Consider the following 20,012-nt stretch of genomic DNA (forward strand, 5'->3'; position numbering starts at 1 on the left):
AGAACAAATCAAGTAAAAAAGATCGTTACTATAAAACTCCTCCTACTGCCTCCTCTCTATGGATTTTTAAATACTATAGGCTTTCACCAGGATGTAACATCATTCTAACTAATGTTAACGTTTTCATCAAGAGTTTTTTTCCATTTTTTTATTTTTTTTATGATTTTAATTACATATAAAAAAAGACCAGCTTCTCTATAGAAGCGGTCTCCATATCCTTTTACAGCACAATATCTCCCGGCCCGTTAACTACCCACTGCACCACTGCCCTCTGCCCATGCAGCGGATCATGCTGCTTCAACTCCCCGAACCCGAGCCCGGTCAGCTCTTCGATCTGCAGGATCGGTACCTGATACGTTTTGTACTCGCCGAAGGCAAACTCCAGGTCGTCAATGAAGCTTTTTTGACTGAGCAGATAGGCGGTGGCGGACAGCTTGCCGTCCGTCTTCACCATCACGGCCACCTTCCAGAATTCCGCCGGAATCCGTACTCCGCGGTACTCAATGTCATCCTCCCGCAACACCGGACCTGTAAATACGCTTACCTTGAGATTGTGCTCGTCTGTGTTCCGTAGAATGTAATCCTCCAGACCGAGCCAGATTTGCTGGTTCAGCTTCTTGTGCTGCGGGGCGGCATTGGTAAAATGGAAGGTATCCTCATTCGCCTCGGCAGCACGTTCGCCCCATACCGGATCGCGTCTGCGCACGAGATGGCCGCGGTCGATGTCCGGATGCTCGTACACGGGAGGACCACACTGGTATTTCCGATCCATCCGTGGGTCGAACAGCCAGCGGTCATTGCGGCCGATGTCTCTCAACTGGCTGCCATCAATATTGACGGCTGTATAAAACGCAAGCTGCCGCGATTTTCTCATCACAACCGAGAAGTGAGTGTAGTTCAGAACTCGCCCCCCGTCGATCAGCGGAGCGATGTCCTCCTCCATGTCACTGCGCAAGGCCGGATGCGGAATCTTGTAATTCGCACCTAGAAAATCAGGATCATAGCCCGTGGAATGCTCATACCACTCCAGCGCAAGCTCTTCAAACGTTTCGGCTGGCTGCCCGGAGATGTCCAAATGGTTCACCATCTGATCCACAAGCTGCCGCTGCTCCGCATTCAACTCCGCTCTCTTTTGCTCAATCTTCTGCAAAATACTGCTGATCCGCACCCCTTCATTCGCGATGAATACGGAGCTGTCATTCGGATCAGGCACTCCCGCATGGTGCAGGGCGGCTACCATCCATTGATCATTGAAGACAGGCGAACCGGACGAGCCGGCCTGCGTATCCGTGGAGTAATGGATAAAATGCTCCAGCATGTCGATCACGCGATTTTCGCGGATGGCCACCATCTTCGGCGCCCCCTGCGGATGCTGGATGATGGATACATATTCACCCTCCAGGATTTTACCGGGCTCGCTGTACAGCTCTAAATATCCGAAATCGTTCAGCGGCGTTCCGTCCGACGCCTCCTCATCCACTGCGACAAGGGTGAAATCCAGCTCCGGATCGGTCAGGAACAGCCGCTTGGGCACAAAATTGAAGCTCTTCATCTGGCGCTGCTTGAAATTCAAATCCAGCTCATAGTTGAGCTGAGCGACGCTATACAGCGCGGCATCCTCATGGGGCAGCACATGATTATTGGTAAGCAGCAGGCATGGAGACACCAGAAAGCCTGTGCCGTAACCGATGACTCTGCCGATATGATCCCTGACTTCAATTCTGCAGACGGATTTGGACGCCTGCAGGCCCCCCTCAAGATAAGACACGGGGAACAGGTCGTCATTGCCGATGACCCGCTCCAGCCCAAGTCCGTCTCGCGGGTCTATGGCTGCCTCCCGGACTGCAATTCTATCCGGTGAGGCCGCCTCCACAGGGTTGCTCGCCTGCATACGCATGGCAGTCTTCTTCCGCTCTCCGCTTCTGGCCTCATACCTCTTCAAGGCGGCCTGCTGTTGCTCCTCATATGTAGATTCCTGAAGCATCCATGGTTTCGGCATACTCGCTCCTCCTATCTTTTTATGTGTAAAAAATGCCACCCTGTTAATGCATATGTATGAAAATTTGTTTTATAATCCGGACAACTGAACATGAGGATGGCAAAAAAGGCATGTGTATTTGATTTACACATACCTCTTTTAAATGAGTTTGAAACAGTGAAAAAAAAGAGCGAAGATGCCTGGACATCCCCGCTCCTGAAAGCAGCCGCTTATCATGCGCTGCTTGTAGATTCTTTCATTGTTACTCTGCTATCTATTCACCGTTTTGCACGGCGTTTTTCCTTGGTTTCCCGTGAGGTATACCTCTTCATGTCCACATACCTTGGCAAGATATCCCTTAGTCCGGTCTGTAGCTCACTTTCCTCCTGGAAAAATGCCCGGGCATGCTGCTCGCCGGTTCCCGCGCGGTCCGCTTCTCCAGTCTCCATATGGATGTTCGTTATGACATCGCTTTCCCGGCCATCCCCGGGCTCTCCCACCTTCCAATGCTGTCCTGGCACTATACCGGTCCGGTCCTTTTCCATAGACACGCATCCTTTCCCTGTGGTTTAGGTCCCGTTTCCGCCACTTACATGGCTGGAAATAAACGGTTTAGCTTATTATAGTACGTTTGGACAGCAGGAAGCCAGAACCGATCTTCTATTTTAGCCAGAAAATTCAGTAGAATGAGTAAAAACGCAACAGGATACCATTTCATCGGCTGCTTGCTGCCAGTTCCCTCTTTCTTGGTCTGGCCTTCACGGATGTGCAGCAACCATTCCGGTTCACCTCACCTGTTCCGTGTCGTTCAGCCTCTCCATGTTCAACCGCTCCATCTCAATACTTGCCAGCAGGAACGGAGCCACGCCCATCTGAGCGTCGCTGACCACCTGCTCGCTGATATAGTACTCGTACGAGCCATCCCGGTACTTTTTCCCGCCAAGTCCGGCTCCGTGACAGATACGGTGCAGGTGGACACCCGCTTCATCCTCGCTGGCAAATTGCTGTAGAATTCCTGCATAGGCCCGCTCCACCACACTGCGGTCCAGCTCGGCCAAATATTTCAGCCGCAACCCTTTGGCCAAGGCATAGGTCAGCATACAGGAGGCGGAGGCCTCCAGATAATTGCCCTGCCGTCCGTTGCAGTCCATCACCTGATACCACACACCACTTTCCTGATCCTGCACCCGGGCAAGAGCATTGGCCATTCTCTCAAAAATGCCCATGATCTGCCCGCGCTGCGGATGATCTACCGGAAAATGCTCCACCGCATCGACAATCGCCATGGCATACCAGCCCATGGCCCGCCCCCAGACGTGGAAGGAGCGGCCGGTGGTTTTGTCGCACCAGCGCTGCTCACGGCTCTCATCCCAGGCGTGATGCAGCAGCCCGTTCTGCGGATTACGGGTTTTCTGTTCGATGAGCAGAATCTGGCGCGCCGCCTCGTCAAAACCGGCCGGATCATCGAACGTCTTCGCGTATTCGGCCAGAAACGGCGAGGCCATGTAGATGCCGTCCAGCCACATCTGGAATGGGTAAATTTTTTTGTGCCAGAATCCGCCTTCACTTGTGCGCGGCTGCCCTTTGAGCTGGGTGCGCAGCAGTTGAATGGCCCGCTCGTACTTCGCTTCACCGGTCCGCGCCCAGAGCGGAAACAGATTCTTGCCTTCATTGATCATATCCAGGTTATAGTCTTCCAGCGTATAAGTAGGGATGGTGCCATCGGCTACAATCAGTCCGTCAATATGCCGCTTGACTAGCTCGGAGTATTTCGGGTCACCACTCCATTTCGATGTACGCTCCAGGGCCAGCAGCGTCATACCTGCCACATACCCCCATTTGTTGGCGATCTTCGGATGGCTGCCATCAATGCATTCGGAAAGAAGTGTATCCGCGATTTTTACAGACCACGGCCTGATATTCGTTTCGGGCACAACCGTCATGCCTTCATCCTCCCTTCGTTTTTCTCCCTATTTCGCATATTTCCGTCTTTAAACTGCGAAGCGCCCTTCACGGATTATTCGCCCTGTAAAGGCAGCGTATCAATCTCCTCCGGGATATCCATCAAATACACATTGGCATATCCCGTCCGGTCGCTGGTGAACAGAATCCGGTCCCCTTGCGGACTAAAGCGGGGATGGGCATGCACCTTCTGTGAATGAAAGCTGCACCGCAGCTCACACAGCACGCGCGGCCCGTCATATGCACCATCCTCCTTTTTCCGCCACAGGCTCAGTGTCTTGATATGGCCCTTACCGTCCACCACCGCCTGCGATCCCCCATCCTGATGGGCATGCCACGTATCGAAGGGGAAATCCGTCTCTTCCATGCCGGTGTTGTCATAACGAATGCTGCCGTAGAAGTTGGTGCCATCCAGCCGAAACCCGTGATAACCGATCCGCTGCCCGTCCGGGAAAAAGAACTCATGCCCCACCTTTTCGCCGGGCTCCAGCCGCTCCCGTACTTTCCAGGCGCAGCCTGTACGCAGATCCAATCCCCAGATCCGATGATCAACCAGATGCCACGGCCCCTCATGACAAAAGGTCAGCAGCCAGGGCTCTGTCGGCGATGCGTTGATATGGGTAATGAAGCAGCGCTCCTCATACACTGTGCGGGCGCTGCCAATGTCAGCGGGAATCTCGATGATCCGGCTGACTGGTCCCGCCTCCATCAGCTCACGGTGCCCTACGTAGCCGTTGCCAAGGTCCAGGTCGAGCCTGTGCGACAGATCCTCCTGAATGCAGGTGATCACAGACCTGCCGTCTGCTGTACAGCTTATATTCCCGATTTGAAATCCTGGCGGGCACTCATACATCGTTCGCTCCTCCAGGGTGGCCAGATCCAACCGCACCACTTCTCCCCTCACTCTGACAAACGCCAGACTACCATCCGGGGACAGACAGGCATCCAGCTGATCGTTATCCGCATAGTCCGTCAGTTGGATAATCTGCCCGCTGTCCAGATGGATACTGAACAGGTTGGTGGTGTTATCGCGGTCCGATACGAACAGCACACGCTTCTCTCCGTCATACCAGCCGTTTTCCGTAAAATACAAATGATGGCTGTGCGCCTTGTAATCCGTAAGCTGCCGGACAGGCAGTCCGGTGACACGGTCCTTGTACAGCTTCCATTCCGCGGGCCATACTTTTCCTTTTCCCATCGCTTTTCCGCTCCCGAAGTCCAGTATAGAAAGACGTCTACCGACATATTAGCCTCAGACAGATCACTTACCTGAAAGGGACCACTTAGCCTGAAAGAGACTTCGCTTAACTGAAGTTTTCTTCTGAGCGTCAGCCAAGTGGTGCTTTCGGTAAATTTCAGCACACCCATCTGGCGTGGTCATAACCAGGGCTGCAGCCCTTCCCACTGCACCGACCAGCCGTCCGCCGGAAAACCCGGACAATCCCTCTCTTCACCGGACGCCCAGCCAGCCGCCATCATAGCCACCGCCGTCAGCAGACCGCCGTTGCCCGGCAGATACGCCCACAGCCCAGGCCGCTGGTAATTGTGTCCATTCGGCAAATACGTATTTTTCACCGCATCCATCAGCAGGAAATCCACAGCCAGCTTTCTTTCGCCCAACCGGGCCGCCGTCATTGCACACATCGGAAAGTCCCAGCCCCAAGCTGAGTCCCAATCCCAGCACTCCTTGACCTTGAGCAGCGTATTTCTCATTATGTCGCGGTCGATGAGTGTCCCCGGCAGCAACCCGAGTGCTCCCACCATGGACGGATGGTCATGGTTCTTAGCTGTAAACGTGTCCGGGCAGTTCTCATGCGCCAAATATACGCCTTCCTCCTGCCTCGGCTTCGCTACGCCGTCCGCCACGCGAGCCCACGCCGGATCAGCGGGAACGCCCAGCCGCTCCGCCCATTTCACGGCGATGTCCAGCCCAAACCGCCAATATTCAAGCTCATAAGACGGGTTCATGCTCAGCTCCATCGCATGATTCTCCTGGGCGGGGATAAGTGGTGGCCCCAGCACATAAGCCTGCCGCGCTTCATCCCAGTGGGCGTAGGACACCATGAAATCCGCCGCTTCAAAGACGATGGCCTGATACCGTTCCAGCAGCTCACGCCCGGGCTCAGCCAGATAACACAATTCCGCTAGCGCCATCGGGTGCGGCTGCTGCCAGATCAGGGCCGGGGCTACAGACGAAGGTGTCTGCCTGCCGTCATGACCGACCATCTTCGGCCAGCGCGCGCCTTCATAACCCTGCGAGCGCGCCAGCTCGCGGGCGCGGGGCAGTATGGACAGATACCAATCCATGCTTTTACGCAGCAGCTCCGCCCGCCCCCACAACGGGAAATGGGCCGCATGCCACCAGTGCATCTCCAGGTGCAGCTTGCCGAACCAACTGTTGTACATGAGGCCGGTCTCCTGCGGCGGCAGAGAGCCTGCGCTGTGCAGCGCGCACAGGTACTGGGACAGCACGACCCGCCGTTCCAGCTCAACGGCCCGTGGGTCCGTGCTACCCTCGAAGCTGACAGCGGCCCCGATGCGCCAGAACGCTTCCCAATGGGCGGCACTGGCGGCCAAAATCTGCTCCATCGGCTCCGTGCGCGGCTCCTCAAGTCCAAAAGCCGCCGCAAATTCAAACACAGTCCCGCTCGAATCAGGACGCAGCGTAAATTCATGCGCACCAGTCTGCTCAAGCTGCCCCGCCGACCATTCCCACAGTACGCTGTAGCCATCCTCATCCATCGTGCGCTCCAGCCGGGCCGAATTGACGGAGCTTCCCATCAGACGCGTACTGTGCCTACCGTCATTCCCCCAGTCGGGGAACACCGACTTGGACCAGCTGCGATGTGTCATATCCGGTGCCGGGAAGCGCATGAATATGTGCAGCCGCCCTTCCCGTATCAGCTCCGACTCCACCCGTACCCCCAAACAGTCCCGCTGCGGGTGGCAGGCTGTCGTCACGTGAACCTCGACCCCTCCGACCGAAAAGCTGCTGTACAGTGTTCCTGTCCACAAATTCAGCTCTTGCCTGAGCGGAACCACTTCTAAAGCCTCCATTTCCCGCCCGTCAGGATGCAGCAGACGGAAGCAGATGCGTCCCAGCTGAAGCCGGTGCGGATTTTGGCGCAGCCAGTGATAAGCGTCCTCCCTGCCCCCTGGTTTCATCGGATATCCTACCTTGCGTCCGTGGGTTTCATATTGCTGGTACTCCACATCCTGTTCGCCATACACATGATGTCCTCCGCTGTAATGCCAGCCCCAGTTCGACTGTGTCCCAAGCGGCACCTCATACAGCTCCGGCAACGTCTGCAGTCCCGTAAAATCGGCGCTGAACGCAAACTCTCCATTGCCGACGGATAACGGCGACAGGGGTTCAAGCCGTGTCAGTACCGGATGATGCCGCTCAACAATCCGCTTTCTGTCCACTACACATACAACCTCCTTTTCCAGATACAGCAACCGCAAGAGCGCGCCGTTCAATCCGGCAGTGCTTCCTTGCGGCCGCGCATCATTTCCCTGTATTTGCCCGGCGTAATATCCTTATATTTGCGGTACACGCGGATAAAGCTGTTCTCATGCTGATAGCCGACCATCGTGGCAATTTCCGATATTTTGTAATCCGTCTGAATCAGCAGCTCGCATGCCCGCTCCATCCGCAATCTCGTAAAGTAGCCGTGTATCGTCTCATTCATTTCCTGCTTGAACAGCTGGCTGGCCAGGCTGACGCTGATGCCCGTATGGCCCGCAATCTCCTGCACACCTATCGGATCGTCCAGATGCTGGTTCATATAATCGATCATCTGCCGGCAGAGGATGAAATCCTTGCTTTCTTTCACTCTGCCGTAGCAGGCAGCAAGCTCCTTCGCCTGTCCCCACAAATACCCGGCGGCGGCGTCCAGCTGCATTGTACAGAAAAAAGGCGCTTCGCCTTCACCGTCTCTTTCGGCTTCCCTTCCCTGCCGCAGCCGCTTCAGCACCGCATACAGCGATTCCAGATAATGCACCGCCACCGCCGGCTGCCACTCGTCCTCCCGGATCTGGCTAACCAGCTTATCCAGCACCACCAAAGCCCGCTCTCCGCTGCCCGCCTCGACGGCCTCCGCCAGCCTGGCCTGTAATTCACCTTCAGGCGGCCGCTTCGCCTTAAGGCAATCCCCCGGCACCTCGCGGAAATGGATCACCTGCCCATAGCTCCTGTACAGCCGATAGCCCAGAGCAGATTCCGCGTCAAACATCGCCTGCCGCAGACTTCCGGGCCCGCCGCTGCAGATGCTGATGCCTGCCGACACCTGAAACTTCAGCAGGCGGAAAATCTCCTCTGTAGCCATGGCAAGCACGTTTTGCGCGCTGTCCGAAGCGTCGGTGGCCGGCGGCTGCAGCAGTACCGCCATCCGATCTCGGCCCAGATCGGAGGCCAGAACAAGCCAGCCCTGCGCGAACAGCTCCGTGATAATATTAATGACAGCAAATTTCAGCAGCGAATGGTCAGACGGGGCAAAACGTCTGCTCCAGGCCGCATAATCATCGATGGACACCATGACAACAATTAGCTGTGAACCAGTCCAGTCCTTAAAATAACGGCTCCACTTCCCGCTGATATCCCTTGGCCCCGTGATATTGCCTGTATAAATGTCTGCGAGCAGCTTGGAAGCCGCCTCCGGCATCGTCTGCCGCAGACGGACCAACAGCTGGGCATGATCTGTCAGCAGTTCCCCGGTGACACGCTCCAAATCCTTCAGATCCGCACTGACCCGCCGGGAGTCGTAATTGCTGAACAGGTCTCTCATCCGGCGGACAGGCCTGAAGGCCGTGGCATTGTAATAGGCGATAGCCACCGCGCCCGTCAGCAGTGCCGCAATCGATACCGCAATGACCGCATCGCGGATTTTGCGGGTATTGGATAGCAGGCTGTTCTGCGATACGACGGACAAGTAACGCCAGCCTGTTACCGGCGATTCGATCTGGGTGGCGAGCAGTCTCCTCCCCCCGTGATCGAAGTCGCCGAGCCGCGCTCCGTTCAATTGCTTCACGGCAGCCTGCGCCGCTCCCGGTCCAAAATCGAAGGTTCCCAGCTCATACAGCGTCCCGCCTGACGAATCCAGCACAAAACGGCGGCTATCCAAATGGGATACAGAAGGCAAGAGTATATGCGAGAACAGCTGCCCAGGCTTGAAATTGACCGCAATGATGCCCTTTAACTCACCCTGGATCATCATTTTGCGGAACAGCGTAATTTCTGATCCTGCTGCTGCGGCCCCTGACGGTACATTTCTTTTCTTGACCAGCATCATCCGGTCTCCGAAATCTTCTTTTATACCGTCCGTCCACAGAGAATCGGCGAAATTGGCCTTGCTGGAGCTGAAGCCCTGCGGAAACGCCACGATGCTCTCCCGCTTCACATCATAAATGTAAGCGCTTTTAATATAGGCTGTGCTGTTGACCATCGTATTCAGAAACTGCACCAGTTCCGTAATGTTTCTGTACGATGCCTGATTCGCGCTGGTCAAAAACTGGTACACCTCATTGTTTAATGCAATTTTGACCGCGAGCTGGTCGCCCTCCCGGATGTACTCATCGATGGAATTCATGCCGATGCGCAAAAGCTGGTGCTGCGGCTCGCTCAGTTCCTCCTGCAGCACGGCCTTGGACGTATAATACGCCGCCACCCCCACTGCGGTAATGATGAGGAACACCGCCGCCGTCAGCACCACCAGCAGCCGGGTCTGAGTGTTGGCAAGACTGCCTTTCAACCATTGGACAAAAGACCGGGCCATAGCTGTCTCCCACCTTATTTATGCAGTATAACGTTATTATACTGCTCGCCTTCCTTCGTTACGACCCGGTAAATCCGACTTCTTTCCTTACTTATTTTTTCACCTTGTCGTACCAGGCCTGCACACGCTCCGTGACCTGATCGCCGCCCGACGCTTTCCATTTCGCCACATATTCGTCAAATGCCTCAATCGGCAGCTCGCCGATCACGATTTTCGTCAAATATTCCTGGAACAGCTTATGGGACTGAATATCCGGGAAACCGTCATACACGGCGGCAGGGAGACCGTCGCCCGCAATCCGGCGCGCATCGGCGGTGCTGACAACGAACATATCCTTCACCATTTGCCGCTGCTCCTTCGGAAAGGTTTCATCAATGCGCTTATCCATGTCCTCGGCGGTGGTGAAATTTTTCATTCCCAGTGCCAGTGGCCTGTCGTCAGCAGGAGGCAGAATGACCTTCTCACCATCCTTCACCACATAATGCTGCCCTTCGATCCCGTAGCGGACAAATTCTTCATTGGCCGGATCATAGAAGAAATCGAGCAGCTTCAGGGCATTGGGCGCGTTTTGCTCCGCCAACGCCGGAATCATCCATTCCGGCTCGCCCATGCTTTTCTGGGTGACAAAACCATCAAAGCCTTCCGCCTTCGGAATCGGCATCGCCTCAATATAAGCGTCCGGCGCCTGGGTCAGGATCGCATTATAGCGGTCGCGGACGTTGGCGGGCAGGTGGTACCAGCTTCCCACCAGATTGTTATTGATCTTGGCCTGCCATACCTCGCCTTTGTTCAAAAAAGTCTCATTGTCCAGCAGCTTCTCCTCATACAGCATTCGTATGAATTTAATCGCTTCTCTCATATTTTCGGTAACGCCCGCGTACTGGATTTTGCCGTCATAGATGTCCCACTCGGGATATCCTTCCCACATAGCCACCCCGTAGATGGCGAATAAATGGTCCATCCAGCGTCCGAACTCCCGCCCGCTCGTCGGCAGCTCATCCTGCTTGCCGTTGCCGTTCGGGTCCTTGTCGCGGAATGCCTTCAGCAGCTCCACGTAGTCCTCCACAGTCTCCGGCATCTTCATGCCGACCTTGTCGATCCAGTCCTTGCGGATGAGCGGGGCCCGCTCTGGCACAAGAAACACCTTGGGCACATAGTAGATTTTCCCGTCCTCCGAAGCCGAACGCACGATATTCCATGCCTCCTCAGGTATGCTGTTCCAGACATGCGGCGCATACTTCGGCAGCAGATCGTCCAGCGGCAGCGCACCCCCCTGCTGAATGAGCGTCTGCTCCACTCCGCCGATGGGGCGGAGAATGTCCGGCAGCTCGCCCGAGGCGATCATCACGTTCAGATACTCCGCCGGCTCAGAGCCGGGAGGTGTCGTCATCAGCTCGTATTCCACGCCGGTTTTCTCAGCAACGTACTTTACGTGAGGGTCGCCGGGACCAGGAATCGTTCCTATACCCATATGGCTCTTGAACACTTTGACCTTCACTGCGCCGGGATTTTCGGCACTTGTCTGCGGTTCACCGCTTCCGTTCCCACCTGCTCCGCCGCCGCATCCGCCAAGTACGGCCATGGCCAGCAGCAGCACACCCCATTTTCTCCACGTTGTCTTCCGTAGCTTCCGTATCATTTGAATCCCCCTTATAATGTTGATCCATGATCAGTCCAAGTCCTGACTATCGCTCATTCCTTTAAGGAACCAAGCAGCGCACCTTTCACAAAATACTTCTGCAAATAAGGGTACACCAGAATAATGGGAACGCTTGCAAAAATAATGGTAGCCGCTTTGAGCGTCGTTGTATTGTAGTCGTAATCCCCCAGAAGGAGATTGACCTGTGCCAGCTCCTCCGGGCTCGTCAGGTAAGCCCTCAGCTTCATCTGCAGGGGCCACAGCCCCGGATCGCGGAGAAACAGCACCGCACGCTGGAAAGTATTCCAGTAACCGACGGCGTAAAACAGGCTGACCGTTGCCAGCACAGGCTTCGAGAGCGGCAGGTAAATCTGGAACAAAATGCGGAAATCATTGCAGCCGTCGATGCGCGCCGAGTCGTCAAGCTCCTTGGGCAGCCCCATGAAAAAGGTACGCAAAATAATCATGTTGAAGGTGCCAATCACCCCGGGAATAATGAGCGACCATAAAGAGTTCATCATACCAAGCTCCCGTACAGTCAGGAAAAAAGGAATCATCGGCGCATTGAAGATCATCGTTATGACGATGGCCAGCATGACAGGCCTGCGCAGCAGGAACTCCTTACGGGACAGAGGGAACGCCGTCAGCACCGAAAACAGCATGCTGAGCGCCGTGCCGGCCACGGCAATAAAAACTGTAATTCCGAATGAACGCCACAGCCCGCCATCCTGCAAAATGTGCTCCCATGAAGCGGTCGTAAATTCGACCGGCAGCAGGAAGACAGCCTTGGAATCGGCGGCAACCGGAGAGCTGAACGAGACAGCCAGCAGGTGCAGCAGCGGAATGATCATAGTTAATGCGGCGGCGGCAAGAATCACATAGTTGACAATCTGAAAGCCTTTTTCTCCGGCAGTCCGTTTCATCACCACAGCCCCTCTCCCGACTTTTTCGCCAGCCGATTAAAGATCCAGAGCAAAATGAAGCCGATGACCGACTGAAATACCCCAATGGCTGTTGTCACACTGTATTGTCCCTGCAGCACCCCAGAGCGGTACACATAGGTCTCGATAATATCCCCAACGGAATAGGTCATAGGTGTCAGCAAATTGTAGATCTGATCAAAGCCAAGCTCCAGGAAGTTTCCAATGTTCAACAGGAACAAAATGAGTGCTGTAGGGAACAGGGCCGGCAGTGTAATGTACAAAGTCTGCTTCCAGCGGTTCGCTCCGTCGACGACAGCCGCTTCATATTCGGTCGGATCGATGCCGCTGAGCGCGGCCAGATAAATGATCGTTCCCCAGCCGACCTCCTTCCAGATCGAGGATATTACGACAATCGAACGAAAATACCGCTCTTGCTGCATATACAGAACTGGCTCGAACCCGAACCAGCTGCGAACGGTGTTCAGAATCCCGCCGGAGGCCAGCACCTCGAACACAATACCGCCAACGACGACCCATGACAGAAAATGGGGAAGATAGAAGAGGCTCTGCAGAACCCGCTTTGCGAGCATCAGCCTCACTTCATTAAATAGAAGCGCCAGCAGGATCGGCGCCGGAAACCCGATGACTAGCTGATAAAGCGCTATCAAAGCGGTGTTGCGCAAAACCTGGTAAAAGTCCTGATACGTGAATATGAATTTGAAGTTATCGAGCCCTACCCAGGGACTGTTCAGAATACCCTTGAATATTTGATAGTCCTGAAAAGCGATGACGCTTCCCGCGAGCGGGACATACTTAAATACGATATAAAACAGGATTCCGGGCATGATCATAACATACAGCATCCAATGCTTGCGGATATTTTGCGCGTAACGGTTTCTGATTTTGACGGAAGAGCCTGCGTACGCCTGCTCCGGCCCGGCTTGCTCCGACAGTTCAGCCATCTTTTCCTGCCCCCTTTCGTGAATGCTACTGTGGTGGATTGCTCACCTATATACTTGCTGCTATCTTAAGGAAACCCTTATGCGGCGGGCAATCGTGCAATCCGCCACGGGATGAGCTATTCGTTGATGCGCCTGGGTTTTGCAGGATCGGTTAGGTTGCTGACGGATCGGTTAGGCGGGACACAGAACAGTAGAACAACAGAACAGTTGGAGAAACGCAGGCTTCTTTTAGCGTTAGAATGGATACACCTTAGAATCTTAAGTTGGAGCATCATTCGCACCGGACTGAACTAAAAAATTTAACTCAACCTCACCTTTTATGTTAACATTTAAGACAATTGTGTAATTCGTTGAATCATGTAAACAAGCAGATATAATGAACTTAAAAATACGGGGGTGCATCAACCTATGGATGCTACTGATCAACGCATTCTCGAAATGCTTCAGCAAAACAGCCGCATGACCAGCTCGGAAATCAGCAAGACCATCCACCTGTCCGTGCCTGCTGTGGCCGAGCGTATCCGCAAGCTGGAGAGCAGCGGCGTCATCGACCGCTTTACCGTCAAACTGAACCGCCATACACTGGGTCAGCACTGTCTCGCATACATATTCGTAGTTATTCAGGGAAACGAAGAAACCCATCAATTCAGAACGAAAATCATCGAGTCCGAGTATGTGCTGGAATGCCACCACACGGCAGGCGAATACGATTATCTGCTGAAGGTATCCCTGCCGGATATCCAATCGCTTGAGCAATTCATTACCGACACGCTCAAGAACAAGCACTCGGTCATCCGTACGAACACCGTATTTGTCCTCTCCACTTTAAAAGATGAATAAAATGCAGGGACCGGACTGACCTTACCGTTCAATCATTTTTTTCAACTGTGATCTGTGCCAGGACACATGGATTTGCTTTAACTTCCTCATGCAGGTTAAGTTTAAGATATTAGGAAGCATATACTACTTGGAGTAAGCTTCCTAATATCAGAAGAAAGACAAGGAGGAAGAAATGAACAAACGGATATTTTTTCTGTTTACCGTCGTCATCCTTGCCTTCATGGCTGCCTGCTCCGGCAATACGAAAAATGCTGCGGAGCCTGTTCCACCGGCTGGGCAAGAAACGCCAAGCACCGAGGAACCCTCTGCGCCTGCAGGTGAGAAGCCTGCCCAAGACAACGGTAAGGAGCCTGTCCAAGATTCCAACTCCGGCAAGGAGCCTGCTGGAAATGCTGATGGCACCAATCCCGATCTGTTTAAAAGTGGGCTATTCATTGACTGGAATAGCGTGGACGATCCTCTGATCGATGACAGACTCAAAACCGCGCTGCAATCATTCCTTACCGCTGTCACTAAACCGGATGAGGCAAGCTATGAAAAAATATTTCCCAATCATGCCACGGAGGATCGCGCGGATTTCAGAAATGTGCTGGAGGAACCGATGAACTATCGGTTTGACAAGGTGGGCCAGGCCATTGAGGAAGACGGCAGAATCCTTGTTCCGGTGTCCGGCACCTCCAGAGATGATGTTTTCGGGATCAGGGATTTCAGCAACAACCTTTATTTTAAGCAAAACGCTCAGAATGAGTGGGAAGTTATAATGATCGATTAACATGGCAGGCCCCTCTGCTTTAAGCGGGAGGGGCCTGCTTTTTACTTAAAGAGGTTGTTCAAAAAGTCATCTTTTGATCACGAAGTAAATCAAGAAGCGGACTCGACATCGAATCTTGAATTCAGCCGGACCTTCCGGTGCTCACGTACCCCAAGTACGCTCCGCTCCTCAGTCCCGGCTTCATCCAACCTTCTCGGTGCTGAAAACCTGACTTTTTGAACTCGCACTTAAAGTCGGTGGATGGGCCAAAAGAGGGTCTCCTGCCGTTCGGCAAATGAAATCAGCGCAGGCTGCTGGTTGGGCAGATGGATGCCATACGCCTCGGCCATCATGTTCCTGCCGATGTTCGATTCCGCCTCCTGCAGCTCCCATGGTATATGGTGAATATCCCCGGCATACTGCTTTCCCGCACCGTCGGCGGCATACAGGCGGTAACGTTCTGTCAGCCAGTACAGCAGCGTGCCTGGCTGCGCAGTGAATTTTTCCTCGGTCGCAGGGCGGTACATGACTTCAAAGACAGCCGGACGCCCCCGCCTGTCCCTGCGCTCGCTGCGATATTCTATCCATTCATTTTCTCTTCCGACAGACATCCGGGCATACATATAAGGAAGATGCAGCAGCCGTGCCGTTTCCACAGCAAGCCGCCGTTCGGCGTCCAAGCTGAAGAAGAAGATTCCGGGTTTGCCTCCGCAGGTTACATACGTCCGGACATTAAGCTCCGCAAACCTGCTGAGCCAAGGTAATGGAGGGGTCCCACGCACTCTTAGCCCGGTTATATAAAAAGGAATCAGGCTCAACCACGCCTCCCCCTCCCATAAATCCAGCTTCAGTCCTTCCGGAATTCGGGACAGCAGCTCCTCCTGCCTGATCGGCCAATGCGCCAGCAGCACTTTATTCCACACCTGCTTCATGACCCATGGGCCTTCCGGCAGTTCAAAAGGACGATGATCGCGGCAGCGAATAATCTCCTGATTGTCCATGAATGCATAACCTCCTCTTCCTAGACTAGCCTCCGCTCGTACCCATCATACCCGCGCTCCTTATATGGAAGATCGTCTCGCGGATCGGCGGTGTCCTGTCTACCATTCCCCCCTTAAACTACACGGATAGTGGCGCAAGCCCCCTTAATGGCTCTTTATGGAACATATCTTTGCTATAATAGAGCAAGCAAGCTAATTTCTACGACATTACAATCGGAAAGTCAGGTGCTTTGAACATGCCGGAAAAAAGCATTATTTTCTTTGATATCGACGGTACTTTACTGGACCATAACAAGGAGCTGCCCGCCAGTGCCGAGCAGGCCGTAAGAGAGCTGAAGGAGCTAGGCCATGAGGTCGCCATTGCGACCGGACGGGCGCCTTTCATGAGTAAGGAGATTCGTGACAGGCTCGGGATTGATACATATGTCTGTTACAACGGTTCGTATGTTGTTCTGAAAGGTGAATTGATTTATTCACACCCGCTGGACAAGGAAGCTCTTCACAACATGACAGAGCTTGCCCTGCGGCATGACCACGCCGTGGTTTATATGGGCAACGAAGCGATGAGAGCAAGCGTGCCCAATGATGAATTTGTGGCAAAAAGCATGAACACCTTTAAGCTGAAGTATGTGCCCGAGCATGATCCGCTCTATTACCACGGACGGGAAATTTACCAGTCGCTGCTCATGTGCCAGGCCGAGGAGGAAGCATTCTATGAAGAGGTCTTCACAGCCTTCGATTTTGTGCGCTGGCATCCTTATTCCGTGGACGTTGTGCCCTCCGGAGGCTCCAAGGCCATCGGCATCCGCAAAATTACGGAAAAGCTGGGGATCGCGCCTGAGCATCAATACTGCTTCGGGGATGCCCTGAACGATGTGCAAATGCTGACCATGATCACCAACAGCGTCGCTATGGGCAACGGCGTGCCCGAAGCCAAGGCTGCGGCCAAATATGTAACACGGCCCGTAGACGAGGATGGGATTCTGTACGGCTTGAAAATGGTCGGGCTGCTCGTGTGATAGTTGGGGCATAAAATCGAGTTGGCCTATGCGCATGCGCGTAGGCCTCTCTCTTCAAGTCATAACCAACCTTATGCAGCTTTCTTCGGACTCAAAAACGCTATCAGATTTTGAGCATATTGATTAGGTCATTGGTAGAAAGATCAGGATTATATGGCGCTAACTCGATAATACGAGTCCAATTATCATCGTTACCATTTTCGAACACTTGAATTGCGTCTGAGACATTCAAGCCAATAGTTTGCCATTTTCGATTTAGAGCATCAGTTATGTGGTAATAATGCAATTTCTTTTCGCTGGCTTCCCCTTCTGAGTGCCAAACTTGATTCATCCGTATAATGTCAATGATAGCTATCTCATTGGCTTTTTTGGACATTAGGTATCTTCCTCCTTAATAAATTGTTAAAATGGCAATAGCAAAGCTAAGGAAATATGTACTCTTTCCTTTGTTTGAGCGATATAATTCATTGTTCGTTTAACGTTCAATCATATAACCCATCTTATCACACTGAACGTTTAGTGTGCAATCATTCTTTAAAAGATATTTGGAGGTTTTTTCGGTGGATTATAATGAGTGGGTTTTATATTGCAAGCTTGGAGAAATAATTGAAAAACATGATGTGTCTACATTAAAGCTTTCTGAAGATATTGATCACAGAAGAACAACTATTATGGATTTAATTCATAATAAAGATATGGAAAATAAACGTATACCTGCTTCCTTAATTACCAAGCTATGTGTTTATTTTAATGTAACCCCGAACGATTTATTTGAAATCCGTAAACGTGTTGAATAAAAAGTATAACCATTTAAATTAAAGTAGGGAAACCACTTTCATGGCCTCCCCTATTAAAGCATACCGCTTACCCACGTGATTCAACAGGCAGCCTTTACATCGACTCCTGAACCCTTTCCTGGGGAGGAAGCAGCGTTTTGCCCTGCCACTTGCGTCCCGTCCAGCGGAAATAATGGAATACGCCCCGCACCCACTCGTCCGCCGCATGGGCGATCCATACCCCGATCAAGCCCATATTGAAGTAGATGCCCAGCAGATAAGCCAGCGGAACCTTGATGCCCCACATGGAAATGCCGGCCATCATAAGCGGAAAACGCACATCGCCGGCCGCGCGCAGCGAGTTGATGACCACATGATTGAACACTCTTCCCGGCTCCAGGAAGATACAGAACAGCAGCACACTGGCCCCTGTTGCAATGATGACCGGATTATTCGTAAAGATGGACATCACATGGTCGCCAAAATAAGACACAGGCACAATGACACCAATGGTGATGATAAACGCCCATTTCAAGCTGCGCAGCAGCTGGTAATAGGCCTTCTCCTGCTCCTTGGCCCCGATCATGCGGGCGACCACAATCTCCGTTCCGTCTCCGATCGCGAGTCCGAAAATCATGAAATAATAAACGATGGAATTCACATAAATATGGGTCGCGAGCGGGATATCCCCCATGGAGGTTACAATTCGGGTCACCACCATCTGGCTGAGATGATAAGACATCCACTCCAGTCCGGCAGGCACACCGATGGTCAGCATGGCGCGAAGCTCCAACCACCGCATTTGAACATAATATTTCAGTTTGATAGGTACACCGATCCGTTTATACAGCAACGCAAAAATCCAGACACACGCGATCAGGCGGCTGACCAGCGTGGAAATGCCTGCCCCCAGCACACCCAGCTCAGGGAGCCCAAAGAAGCCGTAAATGAGCAGAGCGTTGCCCACGATGTGGATGATATTCATGCCAATGCCCACGGTCATCGTATCCCGCGTGTAGCCATGGGCACGGACAACAGGACCGATCGTTAAAATGACAGCCTCCAGAAACAGCGATCCGCCTGCCAGCTGCATATAGATTTCCGCATGCCTGCTGACTTCCGGTGTCGGATGATAAAAGGACAGCAGCACATTATGAAATACAATAAAAAGGGTACTGATCACAAGCCCTGCAATCAGGTTTACCGTGATCGCCGACGCGGTAACCTGACTCGCCTGCAGCTCTTTTTTTCCCCCGAGAAGCTGGGCAATAATGACACCGACGCCCAGGCCCAGCAGGTTGAACATAATAATACAAAACTCAATTAGCTGCCGCGATATGCCGACGGCCGAGACGACATTGTCGGAAATATGGCTCAGCATAAAGGTATCGACTGTACCCATCATGATATGAAACAAGGACTCTACAAAAATAGGCCATGTGATTGAAAATACGGTAATCCTTTTGATCCCCTTGGATGCACTCTGCACGGTTGTTATTCCTCCCTGATGACAGTAAACGTTTTCATGAATTTTCCGTTAGGATGAAAATCTGTCTTTCCGCCTTGCTTCTGTTATGTATGTGTGAATCTGATGCACACGGCAAATTAAAAGCGGCGCTGACTGCCCCGCCGCTTCATACAGCTTATTCATTTTCAAATTGAATGAACTCCTCAAGCTCCTTGAACAGCTTTTTCGGATTCACATTGTCCGGCACGACCAGCGTCAAAGGTTCATCCAGCTTCAGGACATACATGCCCAGGATCGATTTGGCGTCGGCCATGCCGCTCTTGCTGTGGATCCAGATGTCATACGTATAGTTGGATACGATTTTGTTGATTTTTTCGATGTCATTTACATTCTTAACTCTGATTGGTGTCATCATGAGCACAGCACCCCTTTTCTGTAGTAACCAGCCGCCGTTTACAGACAGCATAGAACCTACTCCTATCATACCTTTACCCGGGTGCGGGGGCAATGATGATTTATGCCGTATTTTTCCTTAAATTTTTCCAGCCCGTGTTCGTGTTCTGCCGCTCTTCTCCTGCTTCTGCTCCTGCTCCGCACGCTTCAGAATACGTGTTAACTGCCTGACCGAAGCATCCAGCCGATCCAGCCTGCTGCCAATGGTCCACAGCACATATCTCAGCAAAATCAGGCAGACAGCAGCAGGAAAACCGATCTCCGTAAAAAAGGCAGCCACCGTTTCGATAGTCCAGTTCATTCACTTGTGCCTCCTTATTTGTTGTATTGCCGTATGAGAACTAGTGTTCCCATTCCGGAAATTTATATACCGGCTGGCGGTTATCCGTCGGTGGCAGGTGAGCAATCAGGGAAAATACGGTATTATGGAAGGAATACTAATAACAGGGGTTCTTACATGGAACAT

General features: G+C 52.8%; 17 protein-coding genes and 1 pseudogene. 4 read left to right on the top strand and 14 right to left on the bottom strand.

From position 1 onward, the window contains the following. Window positions 1-220: 220 nt before the first annotated feature. The 9 genes from ACE41H_RS12585 to ACE41H_RS12625 all read right to left on the bottom strand — a co-directional run bounded on the left by ACE41H_RS12585 (window position 221) and on the right by ACE41H_RS12625 (window position 13,238). Entirely contained in the window at window positions 221-1,999 is a 1,779-nt protein-coding gene (locus ACE41H_RS12585; RefSeq protein WP_375355610.1) for a DNA/RNA non-specific endonuclease, read from the bottom strand. Between the two features lie 257 nt (window positions 2,000-2,256). Then, window positions 2,257-2,523: a hypothetical protein gene (locus ACE41H_RS12590; RefSeq protein WP_375355611.1), complete on the bottom strand. Its 267-nt coding sequence runs from the start codon at window positions 2,521-2,523 to the stop codon at window positions 2,257-2,259. A 240-nt stretch (window positions 2,524-2,763) separates the two neighbouring features. After that, window positions 2,764-3,921, bottom strand: coding sequence for a glycoside hydrolase family 88/105 protein (locus ACE41H_RS12595; protein WP_375355612.1), 1,158 nt, complete (start codon window positions 3,919-3,921; stop codon window positions 2,764-2,766). A 74-nt stretch (window positions 3,922-3,995) separates the two neighbouring features. Next, complete coding sequence (locus ACE41H_RS12600) at window positions 3,996-5,138, bottom strand: oligogalacturonate lyase family protein (protein WP_375355613.1); 1,143 nt, start codon at window positions 5,136-5,138, stop codon at window positions 3,996-3,998. 179 nt (window positions 5,139-5,317) lie between these two features. Next, window positions 5,318-7,366, bottom strand: coding sequence for a glycoside hydrolase family 65 (locus tag ACE41H_RS12605; RefSeq protein WP_375355614.1), 2,049 nt, complete (start codon window positions 7,364-7,366; stop codon window positions 5,318-5,320). A gap of 50 nt (window positions 7,367-7,416) precedes the next feature. Further along, window positions 7,417-9,714, bottom strand: coding sequence for a helix-turn-helix domain-containing protein (locus tag ACE41H_RS12610; RefSeq protein ID WP_375355615.1), 2,298 nt, complete (start codon window positions 9,712-9,714; stop codon window positions 7,417-7,419). A 91-nt stretch (window positions 9,715-9,805) separates the two neighbouring features. Further along, window positions 9,806-11,353: an extracellular solute-binding protein gene (locus ACE41H_RS12615; RefSeq protein WP_375355616.1), complete on the bottom strand. Its 1,548-nt coding sequence runs from the start codon at window positions 11,351-11,353 to the stop codon at window positions 9,806-9,808. A 53-nt stretch (window positions 11,354-11,406) separates the two neighbouring features. Further along, complete coding sequence (locus tag ACE41H_RS12620) at window positions 11,407-12,276, bottom strand: carbohydrate ABC transporter permease (protein ID WP_375355687.1); 870 nt, start codon at window positions 12,274-12,276, stop codon at window positions 11,407-11,409. After that, window positions 12,276-13,238, bottom strand: coding sequence for an ABC transporter permease (locus tag ACE41H_RS12625; RefSeq protein WP_375355617.1), 963 nt, complete (start codon window positions 13,236-13,238; stop codon window positions 12,276-12,278). The genes ACE41H_RS12620 and ACE41H_RS12625 overlap by 1 nt, the downstream gene beginning before the upstream one ends. Window positions 13,239-13,646: 408 nt before the next feature. Between ACE41H_RS12625 and ACE41H_RS12630 the strand changes: the two genes are divergently transcribed. Next, a complete protein-coding gene (locus ACE41H_RS12630) occupies window positions 13,647-14,078 on the top strand; it encodes an Lrp/AsnC family transcriptional regulator (RefSeq protein ID WP_375355618.1) in 432 nt (143 codons plus the stop codon). 172 nt (window positions 14,079-14,250) lie between these two features. Beyond that, window positions 14,251-14,850 (top strand): hypothetical protein, encoded by a 600-nt coding sequence (locus tag ACE41H_RS12635; RefSeq protein ID WP_375355619.1) that lies wholly within the window; start codon window positions 14,251-14,253, stop codon window positions 14,848-14,850. A 227-nt stretch (window positions 14,851-15,077) separates the two neighbouring features. Here ACE41H_RS12635 and ACE41H_RS12640 read toward each other — a convergent pair whose 3' ends face one another. Next, the gene (locus ACE41H_RS12640; protein WP_375355620.1) at window positions 15,078-15,830 is read right to left on the bottom strand and encodes a YqjF family protein; all 753 of its coding nucleotides are present in this window, start codon (window positions 15,828-15,830) and stop codon (window positions 15,078-15,080) included. Between the two features lie 236 nt (window positions 15,831-16,066). Here ACE41H_RS12640 and ACE41H_RS12645 point away from each other — a divergent pair, with 236 nt between their 5' ends. Next, complete coding sequence (locus ACE41H_RS12645; RefSeq protein ID WP_375355621.1) at window positions 16,067-16,849, top strand: Cof-type HAD-IIB family hydrolase; 783 nt, start codon at window positions 16,067-16,069, stop codon at window positions 16,847-16,849. A 106-nt stretch (window positions 16,850-16,955) separates the two neighbouring features. Here ACE41H_RS12645 and ACE41H_RS12650 read toward each other — a convergent pair. Next, window positions 16,956-17,225, bottom strand: a pseudogene (locus tag ACE41H_RS12650) (hypothetical protein); the annotation flags it as partial. Window positions 17,226-17,409: 184 nt separating this feature from the next. Here ACE41H_RS12650 and ACE41H_RS12655 point away from each other — a divergent pair. Then, window positions 17,410-17,646, top strand: a complete 237-nt coding sequence (locus tag ACE41H_RS12655) for a helix-turn-helix domain-containing protein (RefSeq protein ID WP_375355622.1) — start codon at window positions 17,410-17,412, stop codon at window positions 17,644-17,646. A gap of 94 nt (window positions 17,647-17,740) precedes the next feature. Here the strand turns inward: ACE41H_RS12655 and ACE41H_RS12660 are convergent, their stop codons facing one another. From ACE41H_RS12660 to ACE41H_RS12670, 3 genes are all read right to left on the bottom strand, one after another. Continuing rightward, complete coding sequence (locus tag ACE41H_RS12660; RefSeq protein WP_375355623.1) at window positions 17,741-19,114, bottom strand: MATE family efflux transporter; 1,374 nt, start codon at window positions 19,112-19,114, stop codon at window positions 17,741-17,743. Between the two features lie 154 nt (window positions 19,115-19,268). Further along, complete coding sequence (locus tag ACE41H_RS12665; protein ID WP_375355624.1) at window positions 19,269-19,508, bottom strand: HPr family phosphocarrier protein; 240 nt, start codon at window positions 19,506-19,508, stop codon at window positions 19,269-19,271. Between the two features lie 117 nt (window positions 19,509-19,625). Then, a complete protein-coding gene (locus ACE41H_RS12670; protein WP_375355625.1) occupies window positions 19,626-19,847 on the bottom strand; it encodes a hypothetical protein in 222 nt (73 codons plus the stop codon). Window positions 19,848-20,012: the final 165 nt, after the last annotated feature.

Origin of the sequence: Paenibacillus enshidis (genome assembly GCF_042136365.1) — a bacterium.
Taxonomy (GTDB): domain Bacteria; phylum Bacillota; class Bacilli; order Paenibacillales; family Paenibacillaceae; genus Paenibacillus; species Paenibacillus enshidis.